Source organism: Micromonospora sp. WMMD1120 (assembly GCF_029626235.1).
GTDB lineage: Bacteria > Actinomycetota > Actinomycetes > Mycobacteriales > Micromonosporaceae > Micromonospora.
This window is the reverse complement of sequence record NZ_JARUBO010000005.1, coordinates 6,032,566-6,047,865: the sequence shown is the minus strand read 5'-3', so window position 1 is coordinate 6,047,865 and position 15,300 is coordinate 6,032,566. Positions and strand designations below refer to the sequence as shown.

Annotated in this window: 13 protein-coding genes; 9 read left to right on the top strand and 4 right to left on the bottom strand. The window is 71.0% G+C overall.

Translation table 11 applies throughout. The features are described 5' to 3' along the window. The first annotated feature begins 86 nt into the window (after nt 1-86). The 7 genes from O7634_RS27885 (at nt 87) to O7634_RS27855 (ending at nt 6,803) form a co-directional block, all read left to right on the top strand. On the top strand, nt 87-485 hold the full coding sequence (locus tag O7634_RS27885; RefSeq protein ID WP_278153095.1) for a hypothetical protein: 399 nt from the start codon (nt 87-89) through the stop codon (nt 483-485). Nucleotides 486-544: 59 nt separating this feature from the next. Next, nucleotides 545-955 carry a YbaB/EbfC family nucleoid-associated protein gene (locus O7634_RS27880; RefSeq protein ID WP_278153094.1) on the top strand — a complete coding sequence of 137 codons (411 nt, stop codon included), beginning with the start codon at nt 545-547 and terminating at the stop codon, nt 953-955. A 286-nt stretch (nt 956-1,241) separates the two neighbouring features. Then, nucleotides 1,242-1,400 (top strand): hypothetical protein, encoded by a 159-nt coding sequence (locus O7634_RS27875; protein ID WP_278153093.1) that lies wholly within the window; start codon nt 1,242-1,244, stop codon nt 1,398-1,400. A gap of 3 nt (nt 1,401-1,403) precedes the next feature. After that, nucleotides 1,404-1,871, top strand: a complete 468-nt coding sequence (locus O7634_RS27870) for a hypothetical protein (RefSeq protein ID WP_278153092.1) — start codon at nt 1,404-1,406, stop codon at nt 1,869-1,871. A 227-nt stretch (nt 1,872-2,098) separates the two neighbouring features. Then, nucleotides 2,099-3,607, top strand: a complete 1,509-nt coding sequence (locus O7634_RS27865; protein WP_278153091.1) for a hypothetical protein — start codon at nt 2,099-2,101, stop codon at nt 3,605-3,607. Next, the gene (locus O7634_RS27860) at nt 3,604-6,090 is read left to right on the top strand and encodes a hypothetical protein (RefSeq protein ID WP_278153090.1); all 2,487 of its coding nucleotides are present in this window, start codon (nt 3,604-3,606) and stop codon (nt 6,088-6,090) included. Before O7634_RS27865 ends, O7634_RS27860 begins: the two co-directional genes overlap by 4 nt. A gap of 23 nt (nt 6,091-6,113) precedes the next feature. Then, a complete protein-coding gene (locus O7634_RS27855; protein WP_278153089.1) occupies nt 6,114-6,803 on the top strand; it encodes a hypothetical protein in 690 nt (229 codons plus the stop codon). An 89-nt stretch (nt 6,804-6,892) separates the two neighbouring features. Here the strand turns inward: O7634_RS27855 and O7634_RS27850 are convergent, their stop codons facing one another. Genes O7634_RS27850 through O7634_RS27835 form a run of 4 tightly spaced genes read right to left on the bottom strand, consistent with a single transcriptional unit; the run spans nt 6,893 to nt 8,957 of the window. Continuing rightward, nucleotides 6,893-7,087: a DUF4926 domain-containing protein gene (locus O7634_RS27850; RefSeq protein ID WP_278153088.1), complete on the bottom strand. Its 195-nt coding sequence runs from the start codon at nt 7,085-7,087 to the stop codon at nt 6,893-6,895. Nucleotides 7,088-7,091: 4 nt separating this feature from the next. Continuing rightward, complete coding sequence (locus tag O7634_RS27845) at nt 7,092-8,252, bottom strand: WXG100 family type VII secretion target (protein ID WP_278153087.1); 1,161 nt, start codon at nt 8,250-8,252, stop codon at nt 7,092-7,094. Continuing rightward, nucleotides 8,249-8,569: a type VII secretion target gene (locus tag O7634_RS27840; RefSeq protein WP_278153086.1), complete on the bottom strand. Its 321-nt coding sequence runs from the start codon at nt 8,567-8,569 to the stop codon at nt 8,249-8,251. The genes O7634_RS27845 and O7634_RS27840 overlap by 4 nt, the downstream gene beginning before the upstream one ends. Further along, complete coding sequence (locus tag O7634_RS27835) at nt 8,556-8,957, bottom strand: YbaB/EbfC family nucleoid-associated protein (RefSeq protein ID WP_278153085.1); 402 nt, start codon at nt 8,955-8,957, stop codon at nt 8,556-8,558. Before O7634_RS27835 ends, O7634_RS27840 begins: the two co-directional genes overlap by 14 nt. A gap of 156 nt (nt 8,958-9,113) precedes the next feature. On the opposite strand from O7634_RS27835, the gene O7634_RS27830 reads away from it, so the two are divergent. Further along, complete coding sequence (locus tag O7634_RS27830) at nt 9,114-11,048, top strand: Na+/H+ antiporter NhaA (protein WP_278153084.1); 1,935 nt, start codon at nt 9,114-9,116, stop codon at nt 11,046-11,048. 140 nt (nt 11,049-11,188) lie between these two features. After that, entirely contained in the window at nt 11,189-15,232 is a 4,044-nt protein-coding gene (locus O7634_RS27825) for a discoidin domain-containing protein (protein WP_278153083.1), read from the top strand. Nucleotides 15,233-15,300 lie beyond the last annotated feature (68 nt).

Here is a 15,300-nt window from a genome sequence, read left to right as displayed (position 1 = left end):
AGCACTCAAGGTAACATCGAGACTTCTTGATTACCGGCGTCGGATGTTCGCCTCCACGAGTCGGGGCGATGGCGGGAGGCAGAGTTGTGACCGACCCGATCATGGTGACCGCGGCGACAACGCTGGTCGCGTGGGCGACGACTGAGCTGGCCCAGAGTGGCCAGGCGGCGGTGTCCTCCCTGATCGCCTATCTGCGCACCCGGTTTCAGCACGAACCGGCATCACGGGCCGTCATCGAGTCTGCCCTGCAGCAGAGTTCGCCAGAAGCGGTGAGTCGCCTCGCCGAGCTGCTCGATCGAGAGTCGCACCGCGATGTGGCCTTCGGGGCTGAGCTGCGAGCCCGGTGGTCGCAGGTCGAAGCCGCCGTAGGCGAGGGTGCTGGCGGTGTCGCCAACTCGGTCTCCGGCGACGTTCACGGGTCGGTGGTGCAGGCGCGTGACGTCCACGGCGGAATCCATCTCGGCGACCGTCCCGCTGGGCGCTGACGCTGCGTACTGAGCTGATATCTTCCCGTGTTGTGGTAGGCGAACGTGAGCTGTCTTCGATGGACGATCTGCTGACCGAGACGCGTCGGGCGCTGGAGGCCGTGCGGTCCGACCGCCCGGAAACCCCCGCCGATTCCCATGAGGTCCCTGCCGCCCATGGCAGTGCCGCCGACGGGCTGGTCACCGCCACCATCACCGGCGGCAGGCTCGACTCGTTCATCATCGACCCGCGACTGATGCGCTTGCCCTCGTGGAAGCTGGCCGAGCATGTAATGACCGCTGTCAACGAGGCCCTCGACCTCCTACGACAAGGCCAGCCCGCCACCGGGCAGCCCGCCGACGTCGACGCCTTGGCGGGCGGCCTCCACGAGCTGCAGGACCGGTCGATCCGACAGATGGCCCAGATGGGCCAGGCGTTGCAGGAGGTTGTGACGTTGCTACGCGGAGGTCGGGCCGAAGGCCGCCGGTGACGCCACCGATGCGTCTCGAAGAGCCATCCCCGGGCCCGCCGGCAAGATTCCTCTCAAGCCGCCGCACCCCCGGCACAATCTCGACAGCATCCGGCCGAAGAACCCCTCGAAGGAAGTCAACACGGTCGTCCTGCCCGGCACGGACGTCGCCAAGGATCTGGATGACATCGGAGCTGGTCGCGCCACCTGGGACCCAGATCGGCAGCGCTACCAGGTCAACGGCCGCAGCTACGCGGTCGAACCGAGCGGCACAGTTTTTCCTGAGGCGGGGCCTGGCCTGGCGCAGTTGAACCGCGCCGAGTACGGCGCGCTGAAGGAGTACATTGCCGCTGGTGGCGACATCGAGAAGGCGAAGGCCGCGATGGCTCGCAATCCGTTCCTGACCGAGGCCGCGCAGGAGCGGGCGCTGGATGTCTTCCGCCACCACAAGAGCTACCGGGGGTAAGTCTTGCGCTATCAGATCCACTTCGAGAAGGAACTGCCCGCAGCTGCTCTTCGGCAGTTCCTCAACGAGGATTACGGCATCTCACCTGATGCGGTCTACATCGGTCGAATCGAGGACCGAGCCGTCGATGACCCGCGGCCGATCGTTATGCTCAATCCCCCCGACGAGGACGAGGGATTCGGCTGGATCCTGACCGGGGACACCGAGCTCGTCGACGCCACCGGCCAGGGGGAGCAAGAGCTGGCGGCCACTCTCGCCCGAGCCTTCGGGGTGCGGGCGCTGGTCGACGACGGCAGCATTCACCCCGACCGGTGGTTGCTGGTCAGCACCGATGGCAGCAGTGGTCGTGTCATCACCGACGAGGACGCCGCCGCCGACGGGGACCTGCGGGTCGTGCACGCTCTGGAACCGATCAGCGGCGAACCGCAGCTCGCCGTCGTACCGCCACCGGACTGGGCCCGCGACTGGTGACCGATCGGCGTCCCGTCGATGCATCCTTCCGATCGCTTCGAGCACTTCAACCGGCGTGGCGGTTGCCTGCGGAGCAGCCGTCGTACCGTCTCCGGATCGGGACTCTCACCGCCCCAGCACTTCGCCGCGGGCGTGTCGGTTATCCGTCACTTCGCAGGCCGCGTGGGGTTGGTCTGCTTCCGTAGCGCGGTGGATCTCATGGACCAGCCGAGCGTGGGGGAGCGCTGGTGACCTCGATGCTGGGTCCGGCGTGGACGCTCAAACCCGACGCCCCGGATGACACCGGCCGCCAGCCGCTCGCCGTCGAGACGGTGATCGGCACGCACGCGGCTGCACTGATTCCTGGCGTCATCACCACCACCCCCCACGCCCGTTACCTGGCCCTGCACGCCCGCCTCGCGATCGAGGCACAGCGACACGGCTGGACCGACAAGACGGACCTGGAACGGTTCCGCGCGCTGGTCCGCCGCGCCGAGGTCGTGCTCGGCGCGGTGTCCGTCGCGCACGACGAGGCGGATCACGATCACCACCTACGGGCCGGATCCTTCGGGGTGCATGGCGTGAACACTGTTCGGCCCGAACTGGATCGGGAACGTGCCGTGGATGTCGGGCGAGTGGCCGACGCGTACAGCCGAGTGCCTGGCGGTTACCTGCAGACGTACGCGGGGATCGAGGCGGTGCTCGGCCTTACCGACGGGGGGCGGATTCCCCTGCCTGGGTCGGCGGCCAACGCCGACCAGCTCGCCGCCCTCGACGAGGTGCTGAGCGTGGCGGAACGGAGGAGGCCCCTTTCCGTGGCGGACCTCGACGCCCTGCGCCACTTGTGCGTGTGCGCCATCGGCGACGCACCCGACGGCGCGTGCGTGCGGAACGCCTACTTCGTCGACCGCGGCCGCCTCGGTTACGCCAGAACTCATCGGCGCAGCGCCGCGCTGTTGGTGGGGGCGCTCACCGGCGAGCAGGTCGATGCGGAGTCGATCGACATGTCCATGGATCGGTGGTGCTGCTTCCGGCCAGGGCTGCTGGAGTTGGTGGGCGAGGACCTGCACCCTCATGCCCTCGTTTGGCGTGGTGCGCTGCTGCGCAACTGGTCGGTCTGGGCGTGGCGGCTGATCTGGGCGCGGTTGGTGTCGCCGTTGTCCACCGCCGGCACCCTTGAGCAGGCGATCGCCGAGTTCGTCCGCGCTCTTCCGGACGCAACTGTCCGCGAGGCGCTCGTCGACGGCCTCCCTCCGGTGATCGACAACGCCGGCACCCCGCTGCCGGTCGAGCACGACCTGTACCGCGACGCGCTCGACGTCGACGACTGGACGGTGCTGGGAATGCTGCGGCTGCTCGCCGTCGGCGCCCGACGTCTGGACCATCTCGACCCGGTCACCCGGGACGCCTTCGTCGGGGCATTCGCCGACGACCTGGGACCCGGCTACGTCGCCGAGTGGCTCGACCGCGACGCCGACCGCCCGCTGGCCGAGGCTGTCTCCAACCTTGCGGCCGCGCTGTTCCATCGCGCCGAATCGGTGAGCCGGCAGAAAATGCAGTGGACCCGATACGGCCTGCGCTTGCCGACCCGCCTGCGCCGCGTCGGCGATCGGTGGCGGCTGGAGGGCCGAGAAGGCCGGGGGGCGGTTTCCCTCCGGCTGCCGACCTTCACCAACGTCATGCAGCAACTGGATGTGGTGGCCCACGACGGCGGCAGCTGGCGTCCCGGCCGGCACGCCCCGGAGGTGACGTCGTGACGCCGTGGGAGGACCTGCGGGGAGCCGCTCCGCCGGCGCTGCTGCGCGGCCGGCCGCTCGCTGACGCCGAAGAGGTCCTCGTCCTCACGTACACCTGTGACCTGTCCTTCTTCGAGGACGTCTGCCTGCGCGAAGCGCAGGCCGTTCGAGCCCGCACCACCATCCTGTACGACGCCGGACAGCTCACCCAGGGGCCCCGCCGGACCGATTATCTGGCCCTGCCGGTCGTCTGCAAGGGAGGCGGAGCATTCCACCCGAAGCTCGTAGTCATCGCCTCCGAGACGGACGCCGTGGTGGCCATCGGATCCGGCAACGCCACCCCGTCTGGCTGGCACCACAACGCCGAGGTCTGGACGCTGCTGCGCGGCGCAGGCCAGACGGTGCCGCAGCTGTTCCATGACCTCGCTGCCTGGCTGCGTCGTCTGCCCGCCGCGGTTTGGGTGGAGAACCTCGGTCGGGAACGCCTCGACCGGGTCGCGGCGCTGCTCACCGCCCGTCCGGCGGGGCAGGCGCCCGGCCAACCGGTGTTGGTGACGACGGCGGTACGGCCGATCGTCGAGCAGCTTCCGGTGCCGAAGACGCACGTCACGTCCCTCGCGGTCGCCGCCCCGTTCTTCGACCCGCAGGCGGAGGCGCTACGCCGGCTGCTCGACCGCTTCGGACCCGATGAACTGCACCTTCTGCTCACCCGGGACGTCCAGTGCGACCCAGACGCCCTCGCCCGAGTGGTCAAACGCGCGCCGACAGGGATGGTCGCCACTCCGAAGAGCAGCCGCTACCACCACGCGAAGATCGTGGAGTGGAGAACGGTCGACCAGTCGTGGGCCCTCACCGGCAGCGCAAACTGCAGCATGGCCGCCCTGGTCGAGACCATGGCCACGGGCGGCAACTGCGAGCTCGGCCTGCTCACCGAGACAGCCCCGTTGATCGACAGCGGAGCCGCCCACGAGGTGGACCTGGCGCAGCCGGCGACTCTGCACGTACGGGAACCCGGCGAACGTGTCCCGTCGGAGGCAGCCCTGCGCGTGTTCGGCGTCCGGGTCGACGCCGAGCGGGTGGAGGCCACGGTTCTGGTCGAGGTGGAGTCGGCCCCGGCATGGCTCATGGTCGACGGGCTGCGGCTCGACCACCACCACAGCGACGGCAAACTCCACCGCTACGTCGGTGTCCCGACTGCCGACTGGTCCCTCGTATCCAGTGGGCGAGCGACCGTGACCGTGGAGACGGACTCGGGCGTCGAAGTCCGCGACGTGGTGGTGACCGACGTGACTGCGGCGCTGTCGCGCATCGACCGCCCGTCCCCGCTGGAACACACGTCACTGCCGCTCGTCATCGCCGACCAGGCGCACCTGGCCGCGCTCGTCGAGGCGCTCGCCTATCTGGCCTCCGTCCGCCCGGACGGCATCGCCACCCCGCCCGGCATCGACCGCCGGCGCCAGGTGGAAGGTCGGATCACCGCGGCCGTCGGGCCGGCGCTGCTGCGTTTTACCCTCGGCGTGGACGGCCGGAGCCGGTCGACGCCAGCCGACGAAGAGATCTTTGACGACCCGGACGAGGACAACGGCGCTTCGCCTCGGGTCGGACAGGAGGAGCGGAGGACGACGGCGGAGAGGCCGCCGGCCCGGGCGGAGACTGTCGCGACGGTGCTGGACGCGTTCACGCCGGGCCAGCGCACCCGACTACGACGTGAGGTCGACGGTCTGGTCGACGCGTCGGAGGGATGGCCGCTTCCCGCGAAGCTGGCCGTCAGCCGACTGGTGCTGACCTTGGTCGCCGGCGGACTCTTGCCGGACCCGAGCGACTGGTCCGACCTTCTCTACTGGGTCGTGCTGCAACTGTGGATGACCGACCAGGAGGAGTGCCTGGACGACGAGCACGCGGCCCTCGCCACCATCGGGCTCGTGGCACTGCGTAGCGGTCTTCACTGCCAAACTGAGCCGGACAGCGAACTCGTCGAGCAGTTCGAGGAGCTACGGCAGGCGTACGCGGAATGGACCGACTGGCTTGCGGCGGTGCCGGTGGAGACGGTCCGGCGGTACGCGGCCGGCCTGGGCGGACACACCTTCGGTGTGCTGTTCGGGCAGACCGACTTCGTGGCCGAGCTCGGCTGGATCCTGGGACGTTCAGCGTTGCACGACGCGGTGGACCGGCTCACCGGTGCCCGGCTCGACAGTGGTTCCGTCGTCCGCGTCACCGGCGGCCGGACCACCCGTCAAGCCGTTATCTCCGCCCTCGACGCCCTGCGCGACTTCCCCGACGTGCAGGTGGCGTCGGAGGGCGAGCCGGCGGTGCACGGCTGGTGGAACGGGCGACGTCTGCTGCTGGTCACCCGGACGGGTGCCACGTGGCGGGCCGAGACCTGGTCGAACCTGATGACCGGTATCGCCGCATACTCGCGCGGCACGCCGTTGCGCGCGCCTGACCGGCGCTCGACGGCGTCCGGGCCGGACGACGCCTTCGCAAGTCAGACGACCAGCCCGTGAGCGAGCCAGTCGAAGGAGGCCAGATGTCGGTGAGGGGCCTCACGATCACGGAGCGGGTCATGCAGGAGTTGCTGCGTGCCGGGACGCCGCTCGACGACGACGAACTCGCCCGGCGGCTCGACGTGCAGCCGCGGCAGACGATCAACCAGGCGTGCCGCCGGTTGGAGCAGAGTCGTCGCCTCCGCAGGTACGTCGGCCCTGCCGGCAAGATCGTGAACGAACCCCCGGGGGAGGGCGGAACGTCGGCGCCGATCGTGCGGCAGGAGACTCGGCCGGTACCGGCCGCCGGCGACAGCGCGGTGCAACGGCACGCCGAGAGTGTGATGCTCGGGCTGCTCGGCGTCCGGCTGGGCTGCGCGCTCAGCCCTCGGCGATTCGTGCTGGAGGACGGGTCCCGGGTCGAGGTCGACGGGGCGGACGACGACCTGACCGTCCTCGTCGAGGCGTGGGCACACCAGGGGCCGCCGAAGTCCGCCCAGAAGCACAAGGTGCTCGCCGACGCCTTTCGCCTGATGTTCGTGGCCTCGTCGCTACCGAACCCGCCGCGCCTGGTGCTCTGCCTCTCCGACCCGGAGGCGGCCCACCACTTCACGACCGCGCGCTCCTGGGCTGCCGCGGCGCTGCGTGGGTTCGGGCTGGAAGTCGAGGTCGTTGAGCTGCCGTTGGAGGTGAGGTCGGAGATCCTCGCCGCCCAGCGGCGTCAGTACCGTTGAGCTCTGTGCATCGAACTTCGCGCCTTAATGATTCCCCCAATGGGGATTGCGAACGGCAGCGGCTCCGGGGGTGCTTCGAGGTCGACCAACTAGCCGTCTCGGTGAATTACCTGGTCGGCCCGAAGCGTGACCATGGCGACCGTACGGCCATCGGCATCGGTGAACTCGACCTCGTATGCGGTCGGTGGGCCACCGAAGATGTGAACGACCGTACCCACCGCCCCGGCAGGAAGGTGTTCGTTCGGGATGGCCTCTCGGAGCTCAACCACGTCGTACAGCTCCACTACGTCATCCTTCCTTGGGCGGAAACGAGATGGTCACCATCCGAGGTGCGGGTGCCCCGTCCTCCAGTATCCAGGCTGTGCGAACAGTGATCACGCCACTAGGCCCGGTCAGAGGTAGATCGACGGACCACCGCTCGCCGAACTGGTCTGCCTTACCGAGAACCGGACTACCGGCGAGTACGCCCTCACGGATCTGTTGCATGATCATATCGGCGTCCTCTGGGCCGAGGCCGGTAGCAGAATTGATGACGCGATACTTGTTCTTGCCGACGGGGTGGTCCGGGTTCATGGCGTAAGTGGTGATCTTCCGAGGATCGATCTCCGCGTCGGTGAAGTCCGGTCGGTCCAGATCACCCGGCGTCTTCGTCGGCCCAGGGCTGTCGGGGCCGTGCGGGTCGGGAGACCGATGCTGGAGTCGTCCCAGCGCCTGCTTGAGCCTGTCGATGAGGTCGCCGAGGCGGCGGATCTCGGGCATCAGCCGGCGCAGACTGTTCAGCAGTGCCCGAAGCAGCCGCGCGATCCGCGCACCCCAGGACGCCACCAGCGTGCTGACCTGCTCCGCGACCAGCGGGGCGGCCAGTCCGCCGGTCACCAGTAGTTCGCCCGCGTACACGATCAGGCGGGAGACGCACGCGGCGACGGCGTCGCGGACCAGGAGCCGGACGGCGGCGACCAGGCCGGCGGCGCCCTCGGTGATGGCGGCGAGCGCGTCCGCGCCCCGGGCCAGGCCGCTGATGGCCTGCTGTTGTTCCGAGGCCCAGGCGCGGTAGGCGGGGCCGGCGCTGCCGCCCCACGTGGCGACGTCGGCGCGGACGGCGTGGGCCAGCGTGGCGACCTCCTCGCGGAGGGACCCGGCAACGTTGCGCCAGGTCTGGGCGTGCGCGGTGATCGCGGCGGGATCGCCGGCGAGCCAGTCCAGGGCTTCGCTGAGCGGCTTGACGTGCTCGATGAGCCAGGCTATCCCGTATTGGACGAGGGCGCCGACCGGGTCGGAGACGAGGGCGAGAGCGTCCAGGCCCGCGCTCACCACGCCGAGGCTGCCGTCGATCCAACTCCCGCCGCGCAGGCCCTGGGCGATGAGTTCGATGTCCTCGCAGATCCACGCGCCCGCCCAGACGCTGGGCGGGGTGTCCGTCGCGGCGGCGACGAGGGGGTTGGTGGTCACCGGGGCCGTCGCACCCCGTCGAGCAGGCGCTGGGCCCGGGTGTCCGAGTGCCGGTAGCGGTCGGCGCTCTGCCGGAGCCGGTCGGCGGTGTCCCGCACCGACCCGCCGGCGGCGCCGGTGCCGTCGACAAGCGTCTGGTGCAGGCTGCCGAGCAGCGCCGGCAGGACGGCGCAGAGCTGCCCGTAGGCGTCGGCACCCAGATGGACGTGCTGGCCCGCCTGCCGGGCGGTGTCGAGGCTGTCGGCGCAGCGGTCGAGCCGGGCGGCGTGTGCGCTCAGGTCGTCCGGGTCGACCTGTATGCCGTCAGCGGCCGGCATCGCTCGGCCCCTGGTCGCGGCCGAGCCGATCACGGTACGAGTCGATGATCGCCCGAGTGCTCGGGTCGTCGTCGCCGAGGGTTTCGGTGGTGATCGCGGTGATCTGCCGCAGCAGGTCGGCGCGCGCGGCTCGACTGACGGTCAGGATCTGCTCGGCGGTCCGGCTCCCGGGCTGCTGCCGGATGCGCTCGTCGAGTCGCAGGTCGACGAGCTGGCCGGCGGAATCGACGGTGACCGTGACCGTCCGATCGGGGTTGTGGGCGGTGCCGGTCAGGGCCCGCACCCGGGCCGCCAGCGCCCTGGCCCGGTCCGCCCGTTCGACGAGCGACGACTCCCACTCGTCGAGCCGGCGACTCGCCGCGTCCAGCGCGGCGTCGTCCGCCCACATGTCGACCCTCCCCAGGGGACCACCGCCGAGCCGCCCCGACGAGATCACCGGTACGCTACCAACCGGTGGCGCTGCGTGTGGTCCCCCGTGTGTCCGACGCGACCCTCGGCCGGGATTCGGAGTCACGCCGGGAGCGGGTCGGGAAAGATTGCCCCCGTGACGAGCAACAACCCGCATCGGGGATGGTCCAGCCGCACGGCCTGGCAGGGGCGGTTCAACGCCCCGCTGCGCGCGTTCCTGCGTACCGAGACCGGCGGGGCGCGGGTGGTGCTGGTCGCCGCGGTGGCGGCGCTCGCCTGGGCCAACCTGCACCCCTCGTCGTACGAGTCGGTGTGGACCACCACCTTCTCGGTCCAACTCGGCGAGTGGCCGGTGTCGCACGAGCTGCGTACCTGGGTGAACAGCGGTCTGATGACGTTCTTCTTCCTGGTCGCCGGGCTGGAGCTGCGCCGCGAGTTCGACATCGGCGAGCTGCGGGAGCGTCGTCGGCTGGCGTTGCCGATGCTGGCCGGGGTGGGCGGCATGCTGCTGCCGATCGGCATCTACCTCGCGTTCAACGCCGGGCAGACCACCGCCGCGGGCTGGGGTGCGGTGATGGCCACCGACACGGCGCTGGCGCTCGGCGCGTTGGCCGTCTTCGGACCGCGCTTCTCCGACCGGCTCCGCGGCTTCCTGCTGACCGTCTCCGTCGTCGACGACCTGGTGGCCATCGCGGTGCTGGCGATCGCGTACCCGGAGCATCCGTCGGTGACCGCGCTGCTCGTCGCGGCGGCGATCTTCGTCGTCGTTCTGGTGGTGCGGAGCGCCGGAGTGCGGTTCGGGCCGGTGTACGGGCTGCTGGGGGTGGCGGCCTGGCTCGCCGTGTCGGAGTCCGGTGTCGACCCGGTCGTGGTGGGTCTGATCATGGGGCTGTTGACCTACGCCTACGCGCCCGGCCGCGGCGACCTGCAACGGGCCAGCGACCAGTTCCGGCTGTTCCGGGAGCAGCCCACCCCGCAGCTGGCCCGGATGGCCCAGGCCGGGCTGTTCGCCGCGCTGTCGCCGAACGAGCGGTTGCAGACGCTCTTCCACCCGTGGGCGAGCTACCTGGTCGTGCCGCTCTTCGCCCTGGCGAACGTCGGGATCGTGATCGACGGCGACCTGCTGGCCCGCGCGGTGACCTCGCCGGTCACCCTCGGCGTGGTCGTCGCGTACGTCGTCGGCAAGCCGGCCGGCATCGTGGTGACCTCGTGGTTGGTGGCCCGGCTCAGCGGCAACCGGTTCCGGCCGCCGGTGGGCTGGCTGGCCGTCGCGGGGGTCGGCACGGTCTCCGGGATCGGGTTCACCGTGGCGCTGCTGATCGCCACCCACGCGCTGCACGGCCCCGCGCTGGACGAGGCGAAGTTCGGCATCCTCGTGGCGACGGTCGGCGCGTCGGTGGTCACCTGGCTGGTGTTCCGCTCGGTCGGTCGACTCTCGCCGGCCCGCCGGGCGCGGGCGTTGCTCGGTGTCACCGAGGGCATCGTCGATCTCGTGCTGCCCGTCGACGCGGAGCGTGACCACATGCGCGGGGACCTGGACGCGCCGGTGACGGTGGTGGAGTACGGCGACTTCGAGTGCCCCTACTGTGGGCAGGCCGAGCCGGTGGTCCGGGAGTTGCTCGCCGACTTCGCCAACGTCCGGTACGTCTGGCGGCACCTACCGCTCACCGACGTCCACCCGCACGCCCAACTCGCCGCCGAGGCCGCCGAGGCGGCGGGGGAGCAGAACGCGTTCTGGGAGATGCACGACCTGCTCCTCGCCCACCAGGACGCCCTCAACCCCGCCGACGTGCTCGGCTACGCCGATCAGCTCGGCCTGGACCTGGACGCGTTCCGGGAGCACATGGCCAAACGGATGGGCGTCGACCGGATCGCCGAGGACGTCGACTCCGCCGACCTCAGCGGCGTCACCGGCACCCCGACGTTCTTCATCAACGGCAGACGTCACCACGGGGCGTACGACATCGCCGCCCTGAAGTCGGCGGTGAAGTCGGCGTTCGCGAGCGCCAAGCTGCGCCCGGAGTACCACCCCCGGGAGCCCGGCCCTCGCCCAGGTGACCGAGGCGCCTAACGGTCGGCTCGGGCTCGTGTTCCGTGCGGACGGATCACGATGAACCCCAGCTCTTGACTCCGACGACACATCGGGACACCATTCGACAACGTTGTCACCGATCCCCACCATCTGACAACGTTGTCACGTCTGGAGGCACGATGTCCGAGCCCACGCCCGTCTCGCGGCGTACCTTCCTCTCCGCCGGAGCGACGCTGCTGGCGTCGGTCGGGGTGACCGCGCTCCTGCCCGACGCCGTGGCGGCCGCCGCCCCGGCGACGCCGGCGGGCGGTCGGACCGCCACCGACCTGGCCCGGTACCGCCCGGTGACGGCCTCCTCGACCGACTACGCGCCCACGCCTGCCAGCTTCGCGGTGGACGGATTGCCGCAGGTCGGCGTGCGGGGCAGCGGGTGGCGGGCCGCCACCGGCGATCCCCAGTGGATCGCCGTGGACCTCCAGGCGCTGTGCCGGGTCGAGGCCGTGACGCTGGTCTTCGAGGCCACGCTCGCCGACGGACCCTTCGACGGCAACTACACCGAGACCGACGGCGACGAGATCCTGTCCAGCGCCGCCACCGCGTACCGGATCGAGGTCTCCACCGACAACCGCGCCTGGCGGTCGGTGTACGAGACGGCCGACGGGCAGGGCGGGGTGCAGGAGATCACGCTGCCCACGCCGGTCGAGGCCCGGTGGATCCGGATGACCGCCACCAGGCGTTCGAACAGCAACCCGGTGGGCCTCAACGGCTTCCAGGTGTACGGCGTGCCCCTGGCCGGGCGGCCGAAGGCCGAGGGCTGGACGAGCTGGGAGGGCGGCAACAGGCGCCCGGCCCCCGACCTCGCGGTGGCCGCCGACGGCACGGTGCCGCTGGAGTCCGGCTGGTCGTTGACGATGGACGACTTCGCGGGCACCACCGACGGCGCGGAGCTGTCCCGCGCCGGCGTCGACGTCAGCTCCTGGCTCCCGGCGACGGTGCCCGGCACGGTGCTGGGCACCCTGGTCGAGCAGGGCCACCTCCCCGACCCGGTGAGCGGGTTCAACAACATGCGCATCCCGGAGGCGCTGTCCCGGCACACCTGGTGGTACCGGCGGGCGCTGCGGTTGCCGCGCGGGCTGGACACCTCGCCCGGTCGACGGATCTGGCTGGAGTTCGACGGCATCAACCACGAGGCGACCGCCTGGGTCAACGGCGTACAGGTCGGCAGCGTCACGCACCCGTTCGCGCGGGCGGCCTTCGACATCACCGACGCCCTGGCCGGTCAGCGGGGTGAGCACGTCCTCGCCGTCCGGGTCACCCCGATGCCGCACCAGGGCACCCCCGGCGACAAGGGCCCCGACGGTCGGACCTTCCTCCAGTCTGCCCACCACTACCTGGACGCGCCGACCTACCTGGCGGTGTCCGGGTGGGACTGGATGCCCGCCGTGCGCGACCGGGTCACCGGCCTGTGGGACCACGTCCGCCTGCGCAGCACCGGCCCGGTCGTGGTCGGCGACCCGCACGTGCAGACCACGCTGCCGGACCTGCCGAAGACCGACACCGCCGAGGTCACCATCCGGGTGCCGGTCCGCAACGCGACGGCCGCCGCCGCGACCGTCACCGTCCGCGCGGAGTTCGACAGGGTACGCGTCGAGTCCACCGTCACCGTTCCGGCTGGCGCGAGCACCACTGTCACCTTCGCGCCGGACCGCTTCCCCGCGCTGCGCCTGCGCAATCCCCGGCTGTGGTGGCCCAACGGCTACGGCGAGCCCCACCTGTACGACCTGACGCTCACCGCCACCGTCGGGCGCGCGGTCAGCGACCGGCATGAGCTGCGCTTCGGTGTCCGCGAGTTCGCCTACGACTGGCACCAGCCGATCGTGATCTCCCCGCCCGGCAGGCCGCCGCTGGAGTTCGTCGACGGCGCCGCGACCCAGACCGTCACGTTCGACAGGCAGCACGCCCGGCACGTCCGCATCCAGGCCGGCCAGCGCGCCACCGGCTGGGGGATCTCGATGTACGCGCTGTCGGTGGCCGACGGCGCCGGCCCGGACCTCGCCCTGCGCCGCGACGCCACCGCGTCGTCGTCGGAGAACGACAGCAACGTGCCCGCCCGCGCCGTCGACGGCGACGCGTCGACCCGCTGGGCCTCGCGGGCCGAGGACAACCAGTGGATCCAGGTCGACCTCGGCGCGGCCGTCGACTTCGACCGGGTCACCATCGTGTGGGAGCAGGCGTACGCGCTGGACTTCCGGGTCCGGGTCTCCGCGGACGGGGACGCCTGGACGGACGTGACGTCGGTCCGCAACGACACCCCGCTGGGCAGCCGCGCCGAGCAGGTCGAGAGCTTCGCCAGCCAGACCGCACGGTACCTGCGCATCCAGACCGGGGCGCGGGCGACCTCGTGGGGGGTGTCCATGTGGACGCTCTCGGTGCGGCGGCAGTCCGAGCCGGGCGTCGACCTCGCCCTGGGCCGGACGGCCACCGCGTCGTCGTCGGACGGCGACTCCACCGGCCCGGACCGCGCTGTCGACGGCAACCCCCGGACCCGGTGGTCCTCCAGGTTCGAGGACAACCAGTGGATCCAGGTCGACCTCGGCGCTCCGGCCAGCTTCGACCAGGTCGCCATCGTGTGGGAGCAGGCGTACGCCCGCGACTTCGTCATCCAGGTCTCCGCCGACGGGCGCTCCTGGACGGACGTGAAGTCGGTCAGCAACAAGATCACCGAGCTGAAGATCAGCGTCAACGGGGTGCCGGTGTTCGCCCGGGGCGGCAACTGGGGCTGGGACGAGCTGCTGCGCCGGGTGCTGCCCGACCGGTTGGCCGACACGGTCGAGATGCACCGCGACATGAACTTCACGATGATCCGCAACTGGCTCGGCAGCAGCAACCGCGAGGAGCTGTACCGGGCCTGCGACGAGCACGGCATCCTGGTCTGGAACGACTTCTGGCAGGCCGGCGCCTTCCTGCCCAACCCGCCCGGCTACGTCGACATCGCCGCCGACACCATCCGGCGGTTCCGGCACCACCCGAGCATCGTGGTCTGGTGCGGCGCCAACGAGGGCGACCCGCCGCCGATCGTCGACGCCGGCCTCAAGCAGGCCGTCAGCACCGAACACCCGGAGATCCTCTACATCCCCAACTCGGCCAGCGGCATCGTGAGCGGGCGCGGCCCGTACCACTGGGTCGACCCGAGCACCTACACCGACGCGACGATCTACGAGGCGGACTCGTTCGGCTTCCACACCGAGATCGGCATGCCCGTCGTGTCGGTGGTCGAGAGCATGCGCAACCTCGTCGGCGACGCGCCGCAGTGGCCGATCGGCGAGGTGTGGAACCACCACGACTGGTCGACGGTCGGTAACCAGCGCGTCGGCACGTACCAGGCGGCGATCGACGCGCGGCTCGGTGCGTCCGACTCGCTCGACGACTTCGCCACCCGGGCGCAGTTCGTCAACTACGAGAGCCACCGCGCCATGTTCGAGGCGTGGAACGCCAACCTGTGGCGGGACGCCACCGGCCTGCTGCTGTGGATGTCGCACCCGGCGTGGCACAGCACGGTGTGGCAGACCTACGACTACGACCTGGACGTCAACGGCGCGTACTACGGTGCCCGCAAGGGGTGTGAGCCGGTGCACGTGCAGGCCGACCCGGGCACCTGGCAGGTCCGGGTGGTCAACCACACCGCCGCGCCGCTGGACGGGGTCACGGTGAGCGCCCGACGCCACGACCTGAACGGCCGGCCGCTGGGCGCGGCGCAGCGCCAGCGGGTGGACGTGGCCCGCTCGGCCACGACGCCGGTCTTCCCGGTCGCCGCCCCGGACGACGGTGGGCTGCACCTGGTGCGGCTGGAGCTGCGCGACGGCCACGACCGGCTGCTGGCCGAGAACACCTACTGGCGTTACGACACCCCCGAGCAGATGCGGGCGCTCAACGACCTGCCGAGCACCCGGCTGTCGACCTCGTCCAGCACGGTACGGGTGGTGGACGGGCGCAACACCGTCACCACGACGGTCCGCAACCAGGGTCGTACCGTCGCGGCGTTGGTCCGCCTCGCCGTCCGCGACCAGCGCGGCGACCGGGTGCTGCCGGCGCGCTACAGCGACAACTACTTCTGGCTGCTGCCGGGGGAGACCCGTGCGGTGCGGATCTCCTGGCCCGCCCGGGCCGGTCTGGCCCGTCAGGCCACCGTGACGGCGCGGGCGTACAACTCGGCCGGGAGCTGACCGCCCGCGGTGGAAGCGGCGCCCCGGTCGCCGCTTCCACCGCCACCGGACCCTTTCCGCGGCGCGAC

Excerpts from the sequence above, each read along its gene's own strand:
- O7634_RS27825 (WP_278153083.1), top strand. The coding sequence starts at position 11,189 with ATGTCCGAGCCCACGCCCGTCTCGCGGCGTACCTTCCTCTCCGCCGGA.
- O7634_RS27835 (WP_278153085.1), bottom strand. The coding sequence starts at position 8,957 with ATGTGGGCGGACGACGCCGCGCTGGACGCGGCGAGTCGCCGGCTCGAC.
- O7634_RS27855 (WP_278153089.1), top strand. The coding sequence starts at position 6,114 with ATGTCGGTGAGGGGCCTCACGATCACGGAGCGGGTCATGCAGGAGTTG.
- O7634_RS27880 (WP_278153094.1), top strand. The coding sequence starts at position 545 with ATGGACGATCTGCTGACCGAGACGCGTCGGGCGCTGGAGGCCGTGCGG.
- O7634_RS27840 (WP_278153086.1), bottom strand. The coding sequence starts at position 8,569 with ATGCCGGCCGCTGACGGCATACAGGTCGACCCGGACGACCTGAGCGCA.